The following is a 20,916-nucleotide window of genomic DNA, read 5'->3' on the forward strand; positions in this document are numbered from 1 at the left end:
GCCGGTTGCCGGGAAAATCGCCAGGCCTTGCGCGCGCCGCAGCTTGATTTTGCGGTGGCTGCGACATCGGGGATGCCGCTTGCCCTTGCCTTATCAGCGGATTGCTGTATAGACGCCGCCAATCTGCCGGTCCCAGCTGGGGGCTGAACGGAGGGCCGGAGGTTTTTTCTAGAACCTTCGTGTGATGCCAGAAGCGCTTCCGCCTCCCGTGTCTCCGCTCTCGACCGTCTCGTCATGCTCCTTTCTTCCCCGCGCCTTTCGAGGCACACGCGGGTCAGAGAAGTTGCAGAGGCTTTTGCCGCCGGGAACCGGGAGAGAAACGAAGAAAGGCACTGATACATAATGGCTCTTTACGAACATGTGTTTCTTGCCCGGCAGGACCTCTCGCAGCAGCAGGTCGATGCGCTTGTCGAACAGTACAAGGGCGTCATCGCAGCAAATGGCGGGTCCGTCGGCCGGGTCGAGAACTGGGGACTGAAGTCCCTCACCTACCGGGTCAACAAGAACCGGAAGGCATACTACACGCTGATGGACCTCACCTGCCCGCCGGCGGCGCTCAACGAGATGGAGCGCCAGATGGGTCTGTCCGAGGACGTGCTGCGTTTCCTGACCATCAAGGTCGAGGCGCATGAGGAAGGCCCTTCGGCCATGATGCAGAAGCGCGAAGAGCGCTCCGAGCGCGGCGGCTTCGGCGATCGCGACCGTGGCGATCGTCCGGCGCGCAGCTTCGGCGACCGCGGCGATCGTGGCCCGCGTTCGTTCGGCGATCGCGAAGGCGGCGACCGTGGTCCGCGCCGTCCGCGCGAAGGTTTTGAAGGGGGTGCAGAATAATGGTCGACATCAACCAGATCCCGACCCGGCGCCCTTTCCATCGCCGCCGCAAGACCTGCCCGTTCTCCGGCGCCAACGCACCGAAGATCGACTACAAGGATGTGCGTCTGCTGCAGCGCTACATTTCCGAGCGCGGCAAGATCGTGCCGTCGCGCATCACCGCCGTCAGCCAGAAGAAGCAGCGCGAGCTCGCCAAGGCGATCAAGCGCGCCCGCTTCCTCGGCCTGCTGCCCTACGTGGTTCGCTAATTCTTCCGAACGGGCGGTTCGCCGCCCGTTCCTTATCGCCGGCCATGACGGGCATGACCGGTTAGGCATCAAATCCCGAGTTGAGGTCAAAACCTCTAACTGCCGCGACAGGCAGGACAGCGACACCGGCGGCAACGCCCTTTTGCTTCCTGACCTGTTCCAGAGAATTCGGCGCCGGCCTTGTGGACGGACGCCCAACCAAAAGGAACATAATCATGGACGTCATTCTTCTCGAACGCGTCTCCCGCCTCGGCCAGATGGGCGATACCGTCAAGGTCAAGGACGGTTTTGCCCGCAACTTCCTGCTGCCGCAGGGCAAGGCGCTGCGCGCCAACGAAGCCAACAAGAAGAAATTCGAAGGCCAGCGCGCCCAGCTCGAAGCCCGCAACCTCGAGCGCAAGTCTGAAGCCGCGCAGGTTGCCGAAAAGCTCGACGGCAAGAGCTTCATCGCCGTTCGCTCGGCCGGCGAGACCGGTCAGCTCTACGGTTCGGTGTCGACGCGCGACATCGCCGATCTGCTGATTACGGAGGGCTTCACGGTCAACCGCAACCAGATCCAGCTCAACCAGCCGATCAAGACCATCGGTGTCACCAATGTGGCGATCGCCCTGCATCCGGAAGTCGAAGTCACCATCACGCTCAACATCGCCCGCACGGCCGACGAGGCCGAACGCCAGGCCAAGGGCGAGACGCTGACCACCGCCGAAGCTATTTACGGCGACGACATCAACGACAATGCGCGGCCGGAAAATTTCTTCGATCCGAATGCCGAGTTCGAAGGCGGCGAAGAAAACGCCTGATCGCACAGGTCCGAGCCACTCGGACCACCGCTTTCCAGCCATTTCTGGACCAATGCCCGGGCCTCTCGCCCGGGCATTTTTGTGCCAAAAGGAACTTTTCGAAACCCTATATATTGATGCAGAGTAGGACAGCCTGTCTGACCGCGAGGGGACATCGGACAATGAATATTCTGTTGAAGCGCGTTCTCGACCGCCTGGTGCGCACGGGCAATCTCAAAGTAACCGGGCCGCAGGGTTCGACATTCATCTTCGGCGACGGCAGCGGCGAGCCGGTGCATATGCACATCAAGACCCGGCATGCCGAGCGCGCCATCACCTTCGACCCGATGCTGGCGGTGCCTGAATCGTACATGGACGGCGAGCTGGACATTCTTGAAGGCGGCGTGCTCGGACTGATGCGCATTGCCTTCCAGAACATGGGCAGCGGCGGCATCGACGCAACCTGGTCGAAAGCCATCGAGGGCCTGCGCCACGCCTTCCGCCGCCTGCAGCAGATCAACACCGCCTCGCGCTCGCGCCGCAACGTGCAGCGCCACTACGATCTGTCGGGCGAGCTCTACCGGCTCTTCCTCGATGAGGACATGCAGTATTCCTGCGCCTATTTCGAGCAACCGGACATGACGCTGGACGAGGCGCAGGCCGCCAAGAAGCGCCATATCGCCGCCAAACTCCGGCTGAAGGCCGGCCAGACGGTGCTCGACATCGGCTCCGGCTGGGGCGGGCTTGGCCTCTACCTCGCCAAAGCCTTCGACGTCGACGTACAAGGCGTGACGCTGTCGACCGAACAGCATGGCGTCGCCACCGACCGAGCGCATGCGCAAGGGCTGGAGAACCACGTCCATTTCGAGCTGAAGGATTATCGCGAGCTCAACGAACGCTTCGACCGCATCGTCTCGGTCGGCATGTTCGAGCATGTCGGCGTCAACCATTACCGGACCTTCTTCGACAAGGCGGCAACATTGCTGAAGCCTGATGGTGTCATGCTCCTGCACACGATCGGCCGCTCCGGCGTGCCATGGGCGACCAGCGCCTTCATCCGCAAGTATATTTTCCCGGGCGGCTACATTCCGGCAATGTCCGAAGTACTGCCGGCGATCGAGAAGTCCGGCCTTGTGGTCACCGACGTCGAGATCCTGCGGCTCCACTATGCCGACACGCTGAAGCACTGGGGCCAGCGCTTCGCCGCCAACCGCGACAAGGCCAAAGCTATCTATGACGAACGCTTCTGCCGCATGTGGGAGTTCTATCTGGCCGCCTCGGAAGCCGCCTTCCGTTGGCAGGATCTGGTGATTTTCCAGTTCCAGATCACCAAGACGAACGACACGCTGCCGATGACGCGCGACTATATGGCCAAATGCGAAAAAGCTCTAGAAATGCGCGACATGGGGCACCGTGAAGATATGGGGCACCGTGAAGATATGGGCCGCCGCGAGGCGGCTCCCGCCGAGAAGCCCGCTAAGCCCGCCCGCCGACGCAAGGTGGCGGAATAGGAACGGCGCTGTCAGGACGCATTATTGGCGCTTGCCATTGCCGGCTCCTGCCCCGAAAAGGGCCTCGTGATCGAAGCGAGGCCTTTTTCATGACCTATCTCCTCTACACAGCCGCGGCGCTGGCCGAGATCGCCGGCTGCTTTTCGGTGTGGGCGTGGTGGCGACTGGAGAAGTCGCCCCTCTGGCTGGTGCCGGGCTTTGCCTCGCTGCTTGTGTTCGCCTGGCTTCTGGCATTGGTCGACATCAGTGCGGCCGGCCGCGCCTATGCCGCTTACGGCGGTATCTACATCGCTGCCTCGCTCGCCTGGTTGTGGCTGGTCGAGGGCGTGCGGCCCGATCGCTGGGACCTTGCCGGTGTGGCGCTCTGCATGGCCGGCGCCTCGATCATCCTGCTCGCACCGAGAGGGGCATAGGCCGTGGAACTGCCGGCCACTCTTCGACAGGCTGTCGATCGCATTTTGGAAAAGGTGCCGCTGCCGGACCTGAAGCAGGCAGCAAAAATCCTGTCCGACCGCTACCGCGCCGAACTGCGCGACGGGCGCCTGCACATGGCGCAGGACATGGCGGTCAAGGCCTATCTGACGACGCGGATGCCGGCGACCTACGCGGCGGTCCGCGCCAGCCTCGATGCACTCGCCGAAGCCCGGCCGGATTTCACGCCTGTGACCTTGCTCGACGTTGGCGCCGGCCCTGGTACGGTGCTTTGGGCCACCAGCAATCTCTGGCCTGAACTGGAACTGGCAACGTTGTTGGAGGCGAGTGCCGCGGTGCGCAAGATCGGCGAGACGCTCGCGGCCGGCGCAATCGCGGCTCGGACCATCTGGCAGGCCGGCGATGTCACGACAGACCTTGCCGATCTTCAACCGGCCGACCTCGTCACATGCGCCTATGTGCTGGACGAGATCGTGCCGGCATCTTTGCCCAAAATGGTCGATCGGCTATGGCAACTCACGACGGACACGTTGCTGATCGTCGAGCCGGGCACGCCGGCGGGCTGGCTGCGAATTCTGGCGGTGCGCCAGCAACTGGTCGCCGCCGGCGCGCATCTGCTGGCGCCTTGCCCGCACGAAGCACCCTGCCCGCTCAACCCACCCGACTGGTGCCACTTTGCCCGCCGCGTCGCCCGCTCGCGCCTGCACCGGCTGGCCAAGGACGCGGAGGTGCCGTGGGAAGACGAGAAATTCATCTATGTCGCTGCTTCGCGCCAGCCGGCCGCCTCCCCCGCCGCACGGGTGATCGCGCCACCGAAGTCAGGATCCGGCAAGGTGTCGCTGAAATTATGCGAGGCAGACGGCAATGCCGACGAAAAGCTCTTCACCAAACGCGACGGCGACGCCTTCAAGGTGGCGCGGCGGCTGGACTGGGGCGATGCGCTGGCGTGAGATGAAATGAAGACGCTCTGCAATCCGGTGTCAATCATCGCCCACTTTCCTGTTTTGTTCTCCTTCGAGAAACGCTAAACTCGCAACTCTCGATTCGAGTCAATTGCGATTCTTTCCACGGAAAAATGTTGGCTGTGAATCGCGAGCATCAAGGCCGCTTCGACACGAGCTGTTGCAGATAAGTCAGCATCGACTTGTCCAGTTCTGATATCGAAAGGCCGGGATCTAAATCGGGGACATCATGGCAGAGGCAGCGCGAAAATTCGGCGTCGCGGAGCAACCGCTCTATCGCGAATCGCCCAACAACATCGAGGCCGAGCAGGCGCTGCTTGGCGCCATCCTCGTCAACAACGATGCCTTCTACCGAGTGTCCGACTTCCTGAAGTCCGGCCATTTCCATGAACCCCTGCACCGCAAGATCTTCGACGTCGCGGCCGAGTTGATCCGCATGGGCAAGGCGGCGACGCCGATCACGCTGAAGACCTTCCTGCCGGCCGACGAAAAGGTCGGCGACATGACGGTGGCGCAATATGTCGTGCGGCTGGCGGTGGAAGCTGTCACCGTCGTCAACGCCACCGATTACGGCCGCGCCATCTATGACCTGGCGACGCGCCGGGCGCTGATCACGGTCGGCGAGGACATGGTCAACATCGCCTATGACGCACCTGTCGACATGTCGCCTTCCGAACAGATAGAGGACGCCGAGCGCCGCCTGTTCGAGCTGGCTGAAACCGGGCGCTATGACGGCGGCTTCGAGAGCTTCACCGACGCGGTCAAGACCGCGGTCGACATGGCCAACGCCGCCTATATGCGCGACGGCGGTCTGTCGGGCCTCGCTACCGGCTTGCGCGATCTCGACCGCCGCATGGGCGGCCTGCAGTCGTCCGATCTGATCATCATCGCCGGCCGTCCAGGCATGGGCAAGACATCGCTCGCCACCAACATCGCCTTCAACATTGCCGAGATGTACGAGCCGGCGCAGCAGGCCGACGGCTCGTTCAAGGCGGCCAATGGCGGTGTCGTCGGGTTTTTCTCGCTCGAAATGTCGTCCGAACAGCTCGCAACCCGTATCATTTCCGAACAGACGGAAATCTCTTCCTCGAAGATCCGCCGCGGCGAAATCAGCGAAATGGATTTCGAAAAGCTAGTCGCCTGTTCGCAGACCATGCAGAAGATCCCGCTGTTCATCGACCAGACCGGCGGTATTTCCATTGCCCAGTTGTCTGCCCGCGCGCGTCGCCTGAAGCGCCAGCGTGGCCTCGACCTGATCGTCATCGACTATATCCAACTGATGCAGGGCTCATCCGCCAAGTCTTCGCAGAACCGCGTGCAGGAAATCACCGAGATCACCACGGGCCTGAAGGCGCTGGCCAAGGAACTGGCCGTGCCGATCATCGCGCTGTCGCAGCTCTCGCGTCAGGTCGAAAGCCGCGACGACAAGCGCCCGCAGCTCTCCGACCTGCGCGAATCCGGTTCGATCGAGCAGGACGCCGACGTCGTCATCTTCGTCTATCGCGAGGAATATTACCTCAAGAACCGCGAGCCGAAGCTCGGCACCGAGGAATACGTCAAGTGGGAAAATGACATGAACGAGATGCGCGGCAAGGCCGAGGTGATCGTGGCCAAGCAGCGCCACGGGCCGACCGGCTCGGTCACGCTCGCCTTCCACGGCGAATTCACCCGCTTCTCGGATTTGGCGGAAGAGCACCACATCGCGGAGAGGTTTGAGTAGCCTCTTGCCCGCGGTCGCAACAGAAATACGGAAGCAAGGCGTCCTACGACGCTTCCCTCTGTTCGGCAGGACAGAAGGGGGCGCGGAGGATCGCGGCGCCCGCAAGCGCGCGGGAAGGTAAAAGCGTGGCCAAATCCCGCGTCCAGTTCATCTGCCAGAATTGCGGTTCGGTGCACCAGCGCTGGGCCGGCAAATGCGATGCCTGCGGCGAGTGGAACACGCTGGTCGAGGAAGGCACGTCGGGCGGCATCGGCTCGGGGCCTGCCAACACGCGCAATGCCCGCAAGGGCCGGGCCGTGGTGCTGACCACGCTTTCGGGCGACATCGAGGACGCACCGCGCATCGTCTCGGGCATCGGCGAACTCGACCGCGCCACTGGCGGCGGCTTCGTGCGCGGCTCGGCACTGCTGGTCGGCGGCGATCCCGGCATCGGCAAGTCGACGCTGCTCACCCAGGCCGCGGCCGCTCTTGCCTCCAAGGGCCATCGCATCGTCTATGTCTCGGGCGAAGAGGCCGTTGCCCAGATCAGGCTGCGTGCGCAGCGTCTCGGCGTCGCGTCGGCGCCCGTGGAACTGGCGGCCGAGACCAATGTCGAGGACATCCTCGCCACGATCGCCGACGGCAAGCGGCCGGATCTGGTTATCCTCGATTCGATCCAGACACTGTGGACCGACCTTGCCGATTCGGCGCCGGGCACGGTTACCCAGGTACGCGCCGCCGCGCAGGCAATGATCCGCTACGCGAAATCCACGGGCGCCGCGATCGTGCTGGTCGGCCATGTCACCAAGGAGGGCCAGATAGCGGGTCCGCGCGTGGTCGAGCACATGGTCGACGGCGTACTCTATTTCGAGGGCGAAGGCGGCCACCACTTCCGCATCCTGCGCACGGTGAAGAACCGCTTCGGACCGACCGACGAGATCGGCGTCTTCGAAATGTCGGACAAGGGTCTGCGCGAGGTCTCCAACCCGTCCGAACTTTTTCTTGGCGAACGGCACGCGAAATCGCCGGGAGCGGCGGTTTTCGCCGGCATGGAAGGCACCAGGCCCGTTCTGGTCGAGATCCAGGCGCTGGTCGCACCCTCCTCACTCGGCACGCCGCGCCGGGCGGTGGTCGGCTGGGACGGCGCGCGGTTGTCGATGGTGCTGGCGGTGCTGGAGGCGCATTGCGGTGTCCGTTTCGGGCAGCATGACGTCTATCTCAACGTCGCCGGCGGCTATCGCATCAGCGAGCCGGCGGCCGATCTCGCGGTCGCCGCCGCACTGGTTTCCTCGCTCACCGGTCTTGCCCTTCCCGCCGATTGCGTCTATTTCGGCGAAATCAGCCTTTCGGGCGCGGTGAGGCCGGTTGCGCATGCGCAGCAGCGCCTCAAGGAAGCCGAAAAGCTGGGTTTTGGTAGCGCGGTTCTGCCCTTGGGCAGCGAGGAACTTGCCGGAGGGATCGGGGCCGGCGCTTTCCAACCCACCGAGCTTGCCGACCTCGTGGCGCGCATAGCCGGCTCACGGCGCAGCCGTGTCGACGATGAAGAGTGACGCGGCTCGCCGAGCCGTGAAAATGAGATCGGAGTGGGGCCAAAGACATGCCGATTACGCTGCTTGACGGAATTCTCGTCGGCTTCACCCTGGTCTCGGCGATGCTCGCCATGGTTCGCGGCTTTTCGCGCGAGGTGCTTTCGGTTGTTTCGTGGGCGGCGGCGGCCGCGGCCGCCTTCTTCTTCTACAAACCGGTCCTGCCCTACCTGAAGCCCTATATCGACAACGAAAAGATCGCCATGGCGGCGGCTGCCGGCGTCGTCTTCATCATCGCGCTGATCGTCGTGTCGGTCATCACCATGAAGCTCGCCGACTGGATCATTGATTCGCGCATCGGCGCGCTCGACCGCACGCTCGGCTTTCTCTACGGCGCCGCGCGCGGCATCCTGGTCGTCGCGGTGGCGCTGCTGTTCTTCAACTGGCTGGCCGGCGCCAAGGCCCCGGCCTGGGTCACGGAAGCCAAGTCGCGGCCGCTGCTGGAACAGATCGGCGCCAAGCTCGAAAGCCTGCTGCCAGAGGACCCGGAAAACGCCATCCTCAAGAAGCTCAATCCGAACCAGCCGGCCGCCGAGACGCCCGCCGCGCCGGACGCACCGGCGGCGGATGCTCCAACCGGTGGCGACGACGCCAATGCGCCGGCGCCCGACGATAACGACGCCGGTCCTGCCGACAACACGGCCAAGCCGCAGCCTGCGCCGGCGAACTGAGGCCCCAAACTGGACGTCGGACGGTCGATCCATGTGAACGACCGCACGCAGTGCGTTGCTTTCGACGCGCGACGGCCTTATATGGCGATTTTAGCGGAGCTTAAGATGGCAGACGCAGACGACGTGCTTTCCGCCGAGGCTGACGATCATTTCCATGACGAGTGCGGCGTGTTCGGCATCTTTGGCCGGCAGGATGCGGCAGCCATCGTCACACTTGGTCTGCATGCGCTGCAGCATCGTGGCCAGGAAGCGGCCGGCATCGTCTCCTATGACGGCACCCAGTTCCATGTCGAACGCCATGTCGGCCTGATCGGCGACACCTTCACCAAGCAACGCGTCATCGACAGCCTGCAAGGCAACCGCGCCATCGGCCACACGCGCTACGCCACCACTGGCGGCGCCGGCATGCGCAACATCCAGCCCTTTTTCGCGGAGTTGGCCGATGGCGGCTTCGCGGTCGCCCATAACGGCAACCTCACCAACGCCATGACCGTGCAGCGCGCGCTGCAGCAGCAAGGCGCGATCTTCTCCTCCACTTCCGATACCGAGACACTTTTGCACCTGGTTGCGACCAGCAAGGAACGGGATCTCAACTCGCGCTTCATCGACGCGGTGCGTCAGGTCGAGGGCGCCTTCTCGCTGGTGGCGATGACGGCCAAGAAGATGATCGGCTGCCGCGATCCGCTCGGCATCCGCCCGCTGGTTCTGGGCGATCTCGACGGCGCCTGGATCCTGGCCTCCGAGACCTGCGCGCTCGACATCATCGGCGCCCGTTTCGTGCGCGACCTGAAACCCGGCGAGATGGTCGTCGTCACTTCCAAGGGCATCGAGAGCCTGTTCCCGTTCGAACCGCAGAAGACCCGCTTCTGCATCTTCGAATATGTCTACTTCGCCCGGCCCGACTCTTCAGTCGAAGGCCGCAACGTCTATGAGGTGCGCAAGCGCATCGGCGCCGAACTGGCGCAGGAAAATCCGGTCGAGGCCGACATCGTCGTGCCGGTGCCGGACTCCGGCACGCCGGCGGCGATCGGCTTTTCCCAGGCGGCGGGCATTCCCTTCGAGCTCGGCATCATCCGCAACCACTATGTCGGCCGCACCTTCATCCAGCCAGGCGATTCGATCCGCCACATGGGCGTCAAGCTGAAGCACAACGCCAACCGCCGCATGATCGAGGGCAAGCGCGTGGTGCTGGTCGACGATTCGATCGTTCGCGGCACCACCAGCCAGAAGATCGTGCAGATGGTGCGCGACGCCGGCGCCAAGGAAGTGCACATGCGCATCGCCTCGCCGCCGACCAGCGCGTCGTGCTTCTACGGCGTCGACACGCCGGAGAAGTCGAAGCTGCTGGCTTCGCGCATGTCGGTGGAAGAGATGGCCGAGTTCATCCGCGTCGATTCGCTCGGCTTCCTCTCGATCGACGGGCTCTACCGTGCCGTGGGCGAGGCCGGCCGCGACGACGACCAGCCGCAATTCTGCGACGCCTGCTTCACCGGCCAATATCCGACCCGCCTGCTCGACTTCGAAGGCCACGACAATGTGCGCACGCTGTCGCTGCTGGCTAACAATGGGGCATAGGATTGCCGGACCGTCCTTAGCTCCAGCCATATCTGCGGAAGCCATCGCATGACCCTCGACCTTACCGGCCGCGTTGCGGTCGTCACCGGTGCCTCGCGCGGCATCGGCTATTTCATCGCCAGGGAATTGGCGGCCGCCGGTGCGCATGTCATCGCGGTTGCCCGCACCGTCGGCGGGCTGGAAGAACTCGACGACCAGATCAAGGCGGCCGGCGGCCAGGCGACGCTGGTGCCGCTCGATCTCGCCGACATGGCCGGCATCGACCGGCTAGGGGGCGCCATCAACGAGCGCTGGGGCAAGCTCGACATTCTCGTCGCCAATGCCGGCGTGCTCGGCGTCATCTCGCCGATCGGCCATGTCGAGGCCAAGACCTTCGAAAAGGTGATGACCATCAATGTCACCTCGACCTGGCGGCTGATCCGCTCCGTCGACCCGCTGCTGCGGCTTTCGGATGCCGGCCGGGCGATTATCCTGTCTTCCAATGCCGCGCATTCAGCGCGCGCCTTCTGGGCGCCTTACGCTGCATCGAAGGCGGCGGTCGAGACCATGATGCGCTCCTGGGCGCATGAGACACAAAGCCTGCCGCTGCGTGTCAACGCCGCCGACCCCGGCGCCACGCGCACCGCGATGCGCGCGCAAGCCGTGCCCGGTGAGGATCCCGAGACATTGCCGCACCCCTCCGAGATCGCCAAACGCATCGTGCCGCTGGCCAGCCCGGATCTCAAAGAGACAGGGCTGATCTTCCAGGCCAAGCACAACCGCTTCGTCGCCTACCGGCAGCCGGAATAAACTCGAGCCTTTGACGGTGCTGAAGAGGCGGCCATGATGGATCATCACGACCGCACCGTTCTCGACGCCTCGGCGGCTGTTCTATTGCTTTGCGACAGATTGAGTGGCGACTGCAACACGCCTAGCCCGAAAACCTGCAGAATCATGACGCGACTGTTATCTAAGGCGGCGGTCATGCTTTCGTCATTTCCGAGGAGTTGTTAGCATCGGACGACTCCCACACCAAGCGCCCTGCCGGGCAGACAAGGAAAACTCCATGGCTACGACCGCAGCATTGGTCTGGTATCTGGTAATCGCCGGTCCGCAGGGCGGCATGGTCGTGCTGCCCAGCACCTTCGACAAGCGCGAACAGTGTACCGCCGCCATCACCGAGTATCAGAAGCAGCCGACACCCGCCGGCTGGTCCGTGCAGTGCGTGCCGAGCGCCTCGCCCTTCACCGACGAAGGCGACGCCGAAGAGCCGGCAGCTCAGTAAGCATAGGTATCACAAGGCCCGCTGCCATTGCCGCGGGCCTTGTGATTCATCACCGCGCGCTCACCGTCAGTTCCGGCTTCTGGTTGATGGTCTGGAACACCACGCAATAGCGCTCGGTCAGCTTCAGCAGCGAATCAATGCGCTCCTGCGGTTCCGGCGTGTCGAGACTGAAATTGAGCCGGATGGCGCGAAAGCCTACCGGCGCGTCCTTGGCGACGCCGAGTGTGCCGCGAAAATCAAGGTCGCCTTCGGCTTCAACGGTCGCGGCGCCGAGCTTGAACTCGAGCGCCGTGGCCACCGCCTTCAGCGTCACCCCGGCGCACGCCACCAGCGCCTCGAGCAGCATGTCGCCGGAGCACAGTTCGAGCCCCGAGCCGCCTGTTGCGGGATGAAGGCCGGCGATTGCCAACGCCCTGCCCGTCTCCACCTTGCAGGCCACCGACTGTTCGTCGATCGAGCCCTTTGCCCTCAGCGTGATCAGTGCTTGCGCGGCGTCGTCGCGGTAGGCCTGCTTCAGCGGCGCCTGCATGGCCTTGAGCTCGGTTGCGTCCATTTTCGTTCCTTCCGAACGGCTTTCTGCCTTGATAGCACGGCCGGGCAAGACGTGTGAGCCAATCCGAGCAGGACGTCCCAAGCTATCAGGAACTGGTGTCGGCGGGACAGCAGGAGGCTCGCCGTCCTGTATTCCCTTTGACTTCATTCGCCTCGGCCATACCTATGCGGGTGTCGTTCCCGCGGAGGCCTCATGCGTTCCAAGCTGAAACTCGTCCCCCTTGTCCTCTTCATGCTTGCCGGCTTCGCGCAGCCTGTTCCGGCTGAAACGCCAGAGCGGCCGGCGCCCGCAGGCGGCGTGCTGTCGCTGCTGCCGCCGCCCGCGATCACCGACCATTCGATCAGCATCGGCGGGCGCAGTCTGCAGTACCAGGCAAAGGCCGGCACGCTCCCGCTGCTCTCCGGCAAGGGCGAGGTCACAGCGGAAATCTTCTATGTTGCCTATACGCTGAAACCGCGGGAGAGCGTCGCGACGGAAGCACCGCGGCCGATCACCTTCGTGTTCAACGGCGGCCCGGGCGCCGCATCAGCCTATCTGCATCTCGGCGCGCTCGGACCGCGCATCGTGGCGACCGGAGCCGACGGGGAATTCCTCCCTTCGCCGCAAAAGCTCGTCGATAATTCCGACAGCTGGCTCGACATGACCGACCTCGTCTTCGTCGACCCGGTGGGAACCGGCTACAGTCGCGAGGCTCCTGGCCAGGACACGCACGACTTCTGGGGCGTCAGCCAGGACGCCAGTTCGATCGGTGCCTTTATCCGGCTCTATCTCGCCCAAAGCGGCCGCACGGGATCCCCGCTGTTCCTCGCCGGTGAGAGCTATGGCGGGTTCCGGGCGGCACTGCTTGCCAGGACGCTGCAGGAAGATATCGGCATCAGCCCGAGCGGCGTCGTGCTGATCTCACCGGCGCTGGAATTCACCCTGGTGCAGCCCGACGAATTCGAGCCGCTGCATTGGGCTCTCGAACTACCCTCGCTCGCGGCGGTCCGCTTGCGCAGTGAAGGTGTCAACGGCGATACACTGCGGAAAAAGCTCGCCGAGGTCGAGCATTATGCACTTGGCGAGTACCTCACCGCGCTCACCAGCGGGCTGGAGCAAGGCGGGCGGCTGGCGAGCGATCGCGTGGCCGAGATCACCGGCCTGCCACCCGACCTCGTTCACCGCAACTTCGCCCGCGTCCCGACCTCGCTCTTCGCAAGGGAGTTTGCCCGTGCCACGGGCAAGGTGCTCAGCCCCTATGACGGCATGATCGCGACGGCGGACATCGCTCCCCAGAGCGCCCGCATCGCCGGTCCCGATCCGGTGCTGGACCGCAGTGTGCCGGCGCTGACCTCGGCCTTTGTCGGTTACGCGCGCGACGAACTGAACTTTCGCACCGATGTCAGCTACCGCTTGCTGAACGGTGATATCAGCCACAACTGGGACTATGGCACGAGCACCTCGCGCCAGGGCTATGCCGGTGTGATGGACGATTTGCAGCGAGCGCGCTCTCTGAATCCCGCGCTGGGCGTCGTCATCGTCAATGGCTACACCGATCTCGTCACTCCTTATCTGGCGTCACGTTATCTGGTCGGCCAGATCCCGTCGCTCGCCGGCGCCAAGCCGATCCGCCTCGACGTCGTTGAAGGTGGGCACATGATGTATCTCAAGCCGGACGGCCGGCGCGCGCTGAAAGAGGCCGCTTCGGAACTTTACCAGGCGACGCAGTAAACGACTGAGACATCGAACTTACGGGCAACCAAGGCCCGGCACCAATGGTGCTCGCCCCAGCCGAACGCAGGCCAGTTGCTAGCGCAGTGATCAAGGTATCCCAAATGGGACATTGACGGACAAGGCCCTAAAACCATCTGATCCGGAAAAAGTTTCGTCGTCCCATTTTCCGGTAGTCCCACAATGTCACATACGCTCTCGACCACACCGAGACAGGATGGTTTTCGCGCCCCTGGCGAATTCGAACCCAAATCAGGCTGTTGGCTGATCTGGCCAGAACGGCCGGACACATGGCGTCTGGGTGCCAAGCCCGCGCAGAAGCTGTTCGCCAATGTCGCGGCGGCGATCGCACAAAGCGAGCCGGTGACCGTGGCGGCATCCAGCCGCCAGTGGCGGAATGCCAGAGCGCGATTGCCTGCCGACGTGCGCGTCGTGGAAATGTCCACCAACGATTCCTGGCTACGCGACAGCGGCCCCAATTTCGTCGTCAATGATCGAGGCAGCGTTCGCGGCGTCGATTGGGTCTTCAACGCCTATGGCGGTTTCGACGGCGGGCTCTACTCGCCATGGGACCTGGACGACCTCGCGGCGCAAAAGGTCCTCGAGGTTGAGAGGATGGACCGCTACCGCGCGCCGCTGGTCGCGGAGGGCGGCGGACTGCAATGCGATGGCAAGGGAACGCTCATCACGACCGAGCAGTGCCTGCTCAATCGCAATCGTAATGCCCATCTGGGAAAGGCGAAGGTGGAACAGCAGCTTGGCGACTATCTCGGCGTCGACAAAATCATCTGGCTGCCGCGCGGTTTTGCCTTCGACGAGACGGATGGCCATGTCGACGACCTCTGCTGCTTCGTGCGCCCTAGCGTGGTCGCGCTAAGCTGGACCGAAGACCGGGACGACCCGCAATATGAGATCGTGCGCGAAGCCGAGGAGGTGCTGTGTTCGGCCCGTGATGCGCGTGGCCGTGGTCTTGAGGTTCATCGGCTTCCTCACCCCCTACCGATCGAAATGACGATGGAGGAGAGCGAGAGCGTGGACCGGGTCGATTCGACCTGGGCACGGCCGGCCGGCAACCGGATCGCGGCGAGTTACATCAACTATTATCCAGGCAACAGCGTTGTGGTCGTGCCTGAGTTCGGCTGCGATCTTGATCGCAAGGCAAAGCAACAACTGGCCACGCTGTTTCCCGACCACAAGGTGGTCGGCATCGAGAACTCCCGCGAAATCCTGCTCGGCGGCGGCAACGTCGCCTGTATCACCTTACCGGTTTACGCGCCGCAACGGCGTTGAGCGGCAAGGGTGCCGACAGTGAAATCAGAACGGTGCACACCGCATCGGCCCGCCACCAGCGAAAGAAGGACACCCATGCGCTCTCTGCTCCTCCCCGTCCTGACTGCCGCGCTTGCCTGCGGCATCTGCTTCGGCGTCGCCCGGGCGGACGATGAGAAGGTGGTCAACGTCTACAACTGGTCCGACTATATCGCGCCGGACACGGCTGAGAAATTCGAGAAGGAGACAGGTATCAAGGTCCGCTACGATGTCTATGACGGCAACGAGGTCCTTGAAACGAAACTGCTCACCGGCGGCTCAGGATATGACGTGGTCTATCCCTCGGCCTTTCCATTCCTGAAGAATCAGGTGAAGGCTGGCGTTTTCCTGCAGCTCGATAGATCGAAGCTTTCAAACCACTCGAAGATCGATCCGCAAGCCTTGTCGCTGATCGCGGGCGCGGATCCGCAGAATCTGCACGCCGTGCCTTACATGGCCGTCACGGATGGCATCGGCTACAATGTTGCTGCCATCAAGCAACGGATGCCGGACGCGCCGACAGATTCCTTCGCCATGGTCTTCGACGCCGACGTCGTCAAGAAATTCTCCGATTGCGGCGTCGCCATGATCGATGCCCCGGCGGAGATCATTCCGATGGCTATGAACTACCTGCACATCGACCCCAGGTCGACCAGTCCGGACGACCTCGCCAAGGTCGAAGAGCTGATGGGCAAGGTGCGGCCCTATATCCGTTACTTCCACTCGTCGAAATACATCAACGATCTGGCGAATGGCGACATCTGTGTCGTGCTGGGCTGGTCGGGCGACATATTGCAGGCCAAGACCCGTGCGGCGGAATCCGCCAAGAAGCTGGAAATTGCTTATTCCATTCCCAGGGAAGGCACGCTGATAAACTTCGACACGATGGCGGTGCCAAAGGATGCGCCACATCCGGAGAATGCCGAGGCCTGGATCGATTTCAATTTGCGGCCCGATATCGCAGCGGCCAATTCCAGTTATGTTTCCTACGCCAATGCGATTCCGGAATCCCTGCCGCTGATGGATCAGGCTGTAGCCAAGGATCCCGGCGTTTTCCCGCCCGATGACGTAAAAGCCAAGCTGTTCGTGGTCGAGAACAACGACGCAAAGTTGCTGCGACTGCAGAACCGCATGTGGACACGCGTCGTGACGGGGCAGTGAAGCTGGCGAACGAAACCGTCAGTCGCGCGGGGCCTCCCAGCCGGCGGCCAGCAACTCGACCTGGGAGTGCACACCGAGCTTGCGGTAGATCTGTTTGATGTGGTTGCGCACGGTGCCGGGTGAAATCGACAGGTTTCGCGAAATCGTCTTGGCGCTGCCGCCCTCGATCAGGAGCCGTGCGATCTGCCTTTCCCGGGCGCTGAGGTGTGACCCTGCGGCTTCGATTGCGGCCCCCTTGTCCCGAAGACGGCACAAATGAAGCAGCCTTTGCAGAATAAGCTTTGTGGCGCTGCTCGCCGCGCCGGCCACCGCCAGATCATGCTCGCCAAAACGCGGCGCGCCATCGCGGCGCAGAAAGGTCACATAGCCGGCGGTCAGTCCGTCGAGGTTGAACACGCCGGTTATTTCATCGAAGCTGCCGGACGGCCCGTAGAATTCGCGATAATACGGCGTGCGCTGGAAATCGCCGTGGCTGAGAGCCGACAACGGCAGCAGGAAATCCTGTCTGGTGCTGGCGAACCTCTGGAAGAAGGGATCCTGGCGATAGATGCGCGCATCATAGTCGCGGTTCCAGTGATCGGGTCCGGCCTCGTCGATTGTCAAGGACGTTATGTCGCGACGATAGAAACCGACATAGGCGCGATCCGAGCCAAGCAGCATGCTTGCCGCCGCGCTGAAGCGGGCCGACAAGTCTTCGGGCGTTGCCGCCAGGGCCGCGGCGACCACGCCACCGCTCCAGCGTCCAAGCCGGTCGAGAGAAAAATTCGACTGCATGCGCGCCCAGACTAACGCAAGCCCCGCCAACTTCAAGCTGGCGGGGAATCACGACGCCACCGGCGAAATCAGTCCTGCGGCCGCCTCCGCAGATCGTCGCCCCATCGACTGGTTGGAATCACGCCTGGGCTTGCGATCTCACATGGGCGATGTAGCCGCGCACGTCGCCGGCCGGGCCGGCATAGGCCTTGCCGAGCTTCTTCTCCATTGCCGCCATGTATTCCTTCGCCCATTTGGGCAGGGCGTAGTCGATGACGGCGAGGAACTCGAGGGTCGCCGCAAGGCGGATGTCGGCGATCGACGGGCTCTTGCCGCCGATGAACGGCTTGCCGTCGCGGAAGAAGGAGTGGAAGACCTCGAGCGGTTCGGCAATGGCGGCGACCGCGGCCTTCTGCGCCTCCGATTTCCTGTCCGGGTGGGCGTCGCTGTGCCCGACCTCGCCGGCATATTGCGGGAAGCCGAGCGCCGGATAGGTGGCGCGCGCCACATAGGGATAGAGCGTGCCGATCAGATAGAACATGGCGCTGTCTATCATCGCCCGCTTGGCTGGCGCCTTGGGGTAGAATTTCTCCAGTCCATGTTTGTTGGAAAGATATTGCATGATGGCGCAGCTCTCCCAAAGCACGCCGCGCGGCAGGCCCTTCTCCTCGATCATCGGCGTCAGATGGGCCGGATTGCGCGCCATGTATTCCGGCGAGCGCGTCTGCCCCCACGCATCGGCCTCCGCATGGTCGAGCCCGGCAGCACGGGCAAAGACGCGAACGGTCATGTTGTTGACGCTCGGCTTCAGCATGCTGATTGTCAGTGTTGGTTTCTTTGCCGGTTTCGCCTTGGCCTTGGCCGTGGCCTTGCCGGCGGCTGCCTTTGACACCGTCTTGGCCGCGGGTTTGGCCGCAGCTTTTGCTGCAGGCTTCGCTGCGGCTTTTGACGCTGGTTTGGCCGCCGGTTTCCTTGCGCTCTTCGTCACTGTCTTTGCCACGTATTCCTCCCTTGCCTGTTCAGCCTTCAATATGGATTTTTGGGTGCCCGGTCGGCCGACAATGTCGCGCGCACGCGTTCCACCAGCGCCTGGATGGCGTCAGCCAGGTGCACTTCGGCGATGTTGTAGTCGCCACGCGCGACGCGAAGCCTATGCGCCTCCATCAGCACGTCGGCATGGGCGAAGCCGGCAGGCGGCTCGAAACGGTAGGAGGCAAGCTCGATCAGCAGGCCGAGCGGATCCTCGAAATAGATCGAATCCATGAAGCCGCGATCCTTGACGCCGCTGTGCTTGATGGCGCGCTCGTCGAGCCGGGCGACTGCCTGCAGGAAGGTGACGCGCGACACCGCAAAGGCGATGTGATGAACGCAGCCCGGATCGGTCGGCGTGCGGCGCTTCACAGCCGTCCGGGTCTCGTCGGTGAAGATGGTGATCAGCCGGCCGTCGCCCGGATCGAAATACAGATGGCTTTCGGTCGGCTTGTCGAGGTTGGGCTGCTCGAAGATGAAAGGCATGCCCAGCACACCTTCCCAGAAATCGATCGAGGTCTGGCGGCCGGCACCGACCAGCGTGATGTGATGGACGCCTTGCGACTGCAGTTTCTGCATCGGCCCTCTCCCCAAAATCCGCTCTGTCAGAGGCGGCCCGTCAGGCCGGACCTGCACATGCTACATCCAGCATGGGCTGAGCGCCAATTCCCTGTCCGTTCCCCGGCGTTCTGCGCGCCTGCCCTTCGGCCCCCGCTTTATGAGACGATGCTAAACCAATCAGCCGAGCCGCGCCAGAACCGGCATCCGGGACAGGCTGTATTTAGCGCTGCCCTCCCCTGCCCCAAACGCAAGCCCTGCGCTGGAGCAGCGCCGTGCGGATTTCGCCAGTATAGTTGGCAGGTGCGGGGCCGACAGGGGCTGGAGCCGCCTTCACTCAAGCAGGCTCACGCCTTATGGCCGATATCGCCATTCTCGATACACGCGAAAGGGTTCTCGCCGGCATCTTTTTGACCGGCGCCGCCTACTTGCTGTTTTCGACGCAGGATGCCTCGATCAAGCTGCTGGTTACCAGCATGACTGTCTGGCAGATCCTATTCTTCCGCAGCATCACCATTCTCGGCGCCTGCGCGGCCATAGGCGGGCGGCAGTTGTTCGCCGATACGGTGCGATCGCCGATCGTGCGGCGGATGCTGGTTCGCAGTGCCTTCACGCTTGCCGCATGGCTTTGTTATTACAATGCGGCCCGCAGCCTGCAACTCGCCGAACTGACCACCGTCTATTACGCGGCCCCGATCATCGTCACCGTGCTTTCGGTGGTCCTGCTCGGCGAAAAGGTGCCTGTCCTGCGCTGGCTGGCGGTTCTGATCGGCTTTGCCGGTGTCTTTGTCGCCTGCGATCCCGCCCATCTCGGCCTTTCGGTACCCGTGTTGCTGGTGCTGACGGCTGCCTGCCTGTGGGGCATCGCCATCGTGCTCCTGCGCAAGACGGCACTTGCCGAGCGCTCGATGATCCAGCTCCTCCTCAACAATTTCTATTTCCTGGTGTTTTCGGCGGTGCCGGCTTTGTTGTGGTGGCATACGCCGGACCCGGCGCAATTGCTGCTTCTTGCCAGCGTCGCTGCACTCGGCGGCCTGGCGCAATATCTTCTCTTCGAAGGCATGAAGCGCTCGCCGGCATCGATCCTGGCGACACTCGAATACACCTCACTGTTGTGGGCGTTCGCGCTCGGCTTCGCGATCTGGGGCGACGTGCCACGCCGCGAGGTTTTTCTGGGTGCTGCCCTTATCGTCGCCGCCGGCCTGCTGATCGTCGGCGGCGAGCATTTCCGCAAGCGGCTGTGATATTCATTATTGCTGACGCTACGATGTCAGGGGGAGTGGCGTAGTCTTGCGGTATGACTGATGTGACAGCCACCACCGACATTGTCGCCGAGCGCACGCTGGGCGTCATTCTCGTGTCATCCTCGGCGGCTGTATTCGGGCTGACCGGTGTGCTGACCAAGTCGATCCATGCCGATCCGCTGACGATCACCTGCTGGCGCGGCTTTGTCGGCGCGATTCTGATCAGTCTCTACGTGCTGTGGCGCCGCCACCGTGCCGGCAATCGTGAGCCGCTGCGGCTCGGCTGGCGCGGCTGGCTGCTGGCGGTGGAAGGCGCGCTGGCCAGCATCGCCTTCATTTCGGCATTCAAGTTCACTTTCGTCGCCAATGTCGCGGTCATCTACGCGACGTCGCCCTTCATTGCCGCCGTGCTGGCCTGGATGCTGGTGTGCGAGCCTTTCCGCCTGCAGACGATGATGGCCGCGGCCGTGTCGCTGTGCGGGGTTGCCATCATGGTCTGGTCGGGTTTCGGCACCGGCAACCTGTTCGGCGATGGGCTGGCGCTGCTGATGACGGCCGGCAGCGCGCTTTACATGATCATGGTGCGCGCGTTCCGCGACACGCCCGTGGTGTGGGCCGGCGCGGTTTCGGCCTTCCTGTTGTTCATACTTCGCTGGTTCGTTACCGATCCCCTGGCGGTCTCAGCAAGGGACGCGGTTCTGCTTGCCGCATTCGGCGCGTCCTTCGCGCTGGCTTCCGTCCTGTGGACGGAAGGCTCGCGGCTTATCCCGGCGCCTGAATCCGGCCTGCTCGGCTCGGCGGAAGTGCCGTTCGCGATCTTGTTTGCATTTCTGTTCCTGGCCGAAATACCGCCGGTGGCCAGCATGGTCGGCGGCGCGATCGTGCTCTGCGCGGTCTTTGCCCACGCCGGCCGCGACTGGCTGATGGCACGCTCCCGGCAAGCGTCGTCAAATATTTCTTAAAAAATTTCGGAAGTCACGGAACCATTACCGTGCTCGGACATTGTTGCTGCGACGGGCCACCCCCCAAGTCCCCCCAAACC

At 63.3% G+C, this 20,916-nt stretch carries 21 protein-coding genes; 17 read left to right on the forward strand and 4 right to left on the reverse strand.

Annotated elements, in window-relative coordinates:
- The first annotated feature begins 342 nt into the window (after positions 1-342).
- The 12 genes from rpsF to FJ492_RS23770 all read left to right on the forward strand — a co-directional run bounded on the left by rpsF (position 343) and on the right by FJ492_RS23770 (position 11,558).
- Positions 343-831, forward strand: coding sequence for a 30S ribosomal protein S6 (gene rpsF / locus FJ492_RS23715; protein ID WP_027144123.1), 489 nt, complete (start codon positions 343-345; stop codon positions 829-831).
- Positions 831-1,079 (forward strand): 30S ribosomal protein S18, encoded by a 249-nt coding sequence (gene rpsR / locus FJ492_RS23720; protein WP_006203718.1) that lies wholly within the window; start codon positions 831-833, stop codon positions 1,077-1,079. Before rpsF ends, rpsR begins: the two co-directional genes overlap by 1 nt.
- A 215-nt stretch (positions 1,080-1,294) precedes the next feature.
- Positions 1,295-1,879, forward strand: a complete 585-nt coding sequence (rplI, locus tag FJ492_RS23725; protein WP_027144124.1) for a 50S ribosomal protein L9 — start codon at positions 1,295-1,297, stop codon at positions 1,877-1,879.
- Positions 1,880-2,040: 161 nt separating this feature from the next.
- Positions 2,041-3,369, forward strand: coding sequence for a cyclopropane-fatty-acyl-phospholipid synthase family protein (locus FJ492_RS23730; RefSeq protein WP_140509842.1), 1,329 nt, complete (start codon positions 2,041-2,043; stop codon positions 3,367-3,369).
- Between the two features lie 89 nt (positions 3,370-3,458).
- Positions 3,459-3,782, forward strand: a complete 324-nt coding sequence (locus FJ492_RS23735; RefSeq protein ID WP_140772553.1) for a YnfA family protein — start codon at positions 3,459-3,461, stop codon at positions 3,780-3,782.
- Positions 3,783-3,785: 3 nt separating this feature from the next.
- On the forward strand, positions 3,786-4,751 hold the full coding sequence (locus FJ492_RS23740) for a small ribosomal subunit Rsm22 family protein (protein ID WP_140509838.1): 966 nt from the start codon (positions 3,786-3,788) through the stop codon (positions 4,749-4,751).
- A 241-nt stretch (positions 4,752-4,992) separates the two neighbouring features.
- Positions 4,993-6,483: a replicative DNA helicase gene (locus FJ492_RS23745; protein WP_027144128.1), complete on the forward strand. Its 1,491-nt coding sequence runs from the start codon at positions 4,993-4,995 to the stop codon at positions 6,481-6,483.
- Between the two features lie 125 nt (positions 6,484-6,608).
- Positions 6,609-8,012, forward strand: a complete 1,404-nt coding sequence (radA, locus tag FJ492_RS23750; protein ID WP_027144129.1) for a DNA repair protein RadA — start codon at positions 6,609-6,611, stop codon at positions 8,010-8,012.
- 47 nt (positions 8,013-8,059) lie between these two features.
- The gene (locus tag FJ492_RS23755; RefSeq protein WP_140509835.1) at positions 8,060-8,719 is read left to right on the forward strand and encodes a CvpA family protein; all 660 of its coding nucleotides are present in this window, start codon (positions 8,060-8,062) and stop codon (positions 8,717-8,719) included.
- A gap of 105 nt (positions 8,720-8,824) precedes the next feature.
- Positions 8,825-10,294, forward strand: a complete 1,470-nt coding sequence (purF, locus tag FJ492_RS23760) for an amidophosphoribosyltransferase (protein ID WP_140509833.1) — start codon at positions 8,825-8,827, stop codon at positions 10,292-10,294.
- Between the two features lie 48 nt (positions 10,295-10,342).
- Entirely contained in the window at positions 10,343-11,083 is a 741-nt protein-coding gene (locus tag FJ492_RS23765) for an SDR family NAD(P)-dependent oxidoreductase (protein WP_140509832.1), read from the forward strand.
- A gap of 256 nt (positions 11,084-11,339) precedes the next feature.
- Positions 11,340-11,558, forward strand: coding sequence for a hypothetical protein (locus FJ492_RS23770; protein ID WP_015318519.1), 219 nt, complete (start codon positions 11,340-11,342; stop codon positions 11,556-11,558).
- A gap of 49 nt (positions 11,559-11,607) precedes the next feature.
- Here FJ492_RS23770 and FJ492_RS23775 read toward each other — a convergent pair whose 3' ends face one another.
- Positions 11,608-12,111, reverse strand: a complete 504-nt coding sequence (locus FJ492_RS23775) for an OsmC family protein (protein WP_140509830.1) — start codon at positions 12,109-12,111, stop codon at positions 11,608-11,610.
- 192 nt (positions 12,112-12,303) lie between these two features.
- Here FJ492_RS23775 and FJ492_RS23780 point away from each other — a divergent pair, with 192 nt between their 5' ends.
- The 3 genes from FJ492_RS23780 to FJ492_RS23790 all read left to right on the forward strand — a co-directional run bounded on the left by FJ492_RS23780 (position 12,304) and on the right by FJ492_RS23790 (position 16,290).
- Complete coding sequence (locus FJ492_RS23780; RefSeq protein ID WP_140772555.1) at positions 12,304-13,821, forward strand: alpha/beta hydrolase; 1,518 nt, start codon at positions 12,304-12,306, stop codon at positions 13,819-13,821.
- A 183-nt stretch (positions 13,822-14,004) separates the two neighbouring features.
- On the forward strand, positions 14,005-15,111 hold the full coding sequence (gene aguA, locus FJ492_RS23785; protein ID WP_140772557.1) for an agmatine deiminase: 1,107 nt from the start codon (positions 14,005-14,007) through the stop codon (positions 15,109-15,111).
- A gap of 75 nt (positions 15,112-15,186) precedes the next feature.
- Complete coding sequence (locus FJ492_RS23790; RefSeq protein WP_140772559.1) at positions 15,187-16,290, forward strand: polyamine ABC transporter substrate-binding protein; 1,104 nt, start codon at positions 15,187-15,189, stop codon at positions 16,288-16,290.
- 18 nt (positions 16,291-16,308) lie between these two features.
- Here the strand turns inward: FJ492_RS23790 and FJ492_RS23795 are convergent, their stop codons facing one another.
- The 3 genes from FJ492_RS23795 to FJ492_RS23805 all read right to left on the reverse strand — a co-directional run bounded on the left by FJ492_RS23795 (position 16,309) and on the right by FJ492_RS23805 (position 18,651).
- Complete coding sequence (locus tag FJ492_RS23795; protein ID WP_140509823.1) at positions 16,309-17,064, reverse strand: LuxR C-terminal-related transcriptional regulator; 756 nt, start codon at positions 17,062-17,064, stop codon at positions 16,309-16,311.
- A 118-nt stretch (positions 17,065-17,182) separates the two neighbouring features.
- Positions 17,183-18,043, reverse strand: coding sequence for a glutathione S-transferase family protein (locus FJ492_RS23800; RefSeq protein WP_140772561.1), 861 nt, complete (start codon positions 18,041-18,043; stop codon positions 17,183-17,185).
- A 26-nt stretch (positions 18,044-18,069) separates the two neighbouring features.
- A complete protein-coding gene (locus FJ492_RS23805) occupies positions 18,070-18,651 on the reverse strand; it encodes a VOC family protein (RefSeq protein ID WP_140772563.1) in 582 nt (193 codons plus the stop codon).
- A 335-nt stretch (positions 18,652-18,986) separates the two neighbouring features.
- Between FJ492_RS23805 and FJ492_RS23810 the strand changes: the two genes are divergently transcribed.
- Positions 18,987-19,874 (forward strand): DMT family transporter, encoded by an 888-nt coding sequence (locus FJ492_RS23810; protein WP_140509818.1) that lies wholly within the window; start codon positions 18,987-18,989, stop codon positions 19,872-19,874.
- Positions 19,875-19,927: 53 nt separating this feature from the next.
- The gene (locus FJ492_RS23815; RefSeq protein ID WP_140772565.1) at positions 19,928-20,836 is read left to right on the forward strand and encodes a DMT family transporter; all 909 of its coding nucleotides are present in this window, start codon (positions 19,928-19,930) and stop codon (positions 20,834-20,836) included.
- Positions 20,837-20,916: the final 80 nt, after the last annotated feature.

This window comes from Mesorhizobium sp. B2-5-4 (assembly GCF_006441095.1).
GTDB lineage: Bacteria > Pseudomonadota > Alphaproteobacteria > Rhizobiales > Rhizobiaceae > Mesorhizobium > Mesorhizobium salmacidum.

What these genes read in the sequence shown, in the direction of transcription:
- FJ492_RS23765 (WP_140509832.1), top strand. Translation starts at nt 10,343, where the DNA reads ATGACCCTCGACCTTACCGGCCGCGTTGCGGTCGTCACCGGTGCCTCG.
- FJ492_RS23810 (WP_140509818.1), top strand. Translation starts at nt 18,987, where the DNA reads ATGGCCGATATCGCCATTCTCGATACACGCGAAAGGGTTCTCGCCGGC.
- FJ492_RS23730 (WP_140509842.1), top strand. Translation starts at nt 2,041, where the DNA reads ATGAATATTCTGTTGAAGCGCGTTCTCGACCGCCTGGTGCGCACGGGC.
- FJ492_RS23815 (WP_140772565.1), top strand. Translation starts at nt 19,928, where the DNA reads ATGACTGATGTGACAGCCACCACCGACATTGTCGCCGAGCGCACGCTG.
- FJ492_RS23735 (WP_140772553.1), top strand. Translation starts at nt 3,459, where the DNA reads ATGACCTATCTCCTCTACACAGCCGCGGCGCTGGCCGAGATCGCCGGC.
- FJ492_RS23780 (WP_140772555.1), top strand. Translation starts at nt 12,304, where the DNA reads ATGCGTTCCAAGCTGAAACTCGTCCCCCTTGTCCTCTTCATGCTTGCC.
- FJ492_RS23745 (WP_027144128.1), top strand. Translation starts at nt 4,993, where the DNA reads ATGGCAGAGGCAGCGCGAAAATTCGGCGTCGCGGAGCAACCGCTCTAT.
- rpsR (WP_006203718.1), top strand. Translation starts at nt 831, where the DNA reads ATGGTCGACATCAACCAGATCCCGACCCGGCGCCCTTTCCATCGCCGC.
- FJ492_RS23775 (WP_140509830.1), bottom strand. Translation starts at nt 12,111, where the DNA reads ATGGACGCAACCGAGCTCAAGGCCATGCAGGCGCCGCTGAAGCAGGCC.
- aguA (WP_140772557.1), top strand. Translation starts at nt 14,005, where the DNA reads ATGTCACATACGCTCTCGACCACACCGAGACAGGATGGTTTTCGCGCC.
- rpsF (WP_027144123.1), top strand. Translation starts at nt 343, where the DNA reads ATGGCTCTTTACGAACATGTGTTTCTTGCCCGGCAGGACCTCTCGCAG.
- FJ492_RS23790 (WP_140772559.1), top strand. Translation starts at nt 15,187, where the DNA reads ATGCGCTCTCTGCTCCTCCCCGTCCTGACTGCCGCGCTTGCCTGCGGC.
- purF (WP_140509833.1), top strand. Translation starts at nt 8,825, where the DNA reads ATGGCAGACGCAGACGACGTGCTTTCCGCCGAGGCTGACGATCATTTC.
- FJ492_RS23795 (WP_140509823.1), bottom strand. Translation starts at nt 17,064, where the DNA reads ATGCAGTCGAATTTTTCTCTCGACCGGCTTGGACGCTGGAGCGGTGGC.
- FJ492_RS23805 (WP_140772563.1), bottom strand. Translation starts at nt 18,651, where the DNA reads ATGCAGAAACTGCAGTCGCAAGGCGTCCATCACATCACGCTGGTCGGT.
- rplI (WP_027144124.1), top strand. Translation starts at nt 1,295, where the DNA reads ATGGACGTCATTCTTCTCGAACGCGTCTCCCGCCTCGGCCAGATGGGC.
- FJ492_RS23770 (WP_015318519.1), top strand. Translation starts at nt 11,340, where the DNA reads ATGGCTACGACCGCAGCATTGGTCTGGTATCTGGTAATCGCCGGTCCG.
- FJ492_RS23755 (WP_140509835.1), top strand. Translation starts at nt 8,060, where the DNA reads ATGCCGATTACGCTGCTTGACGGAATTCTCGTCGGCTTCACCCTGGTC.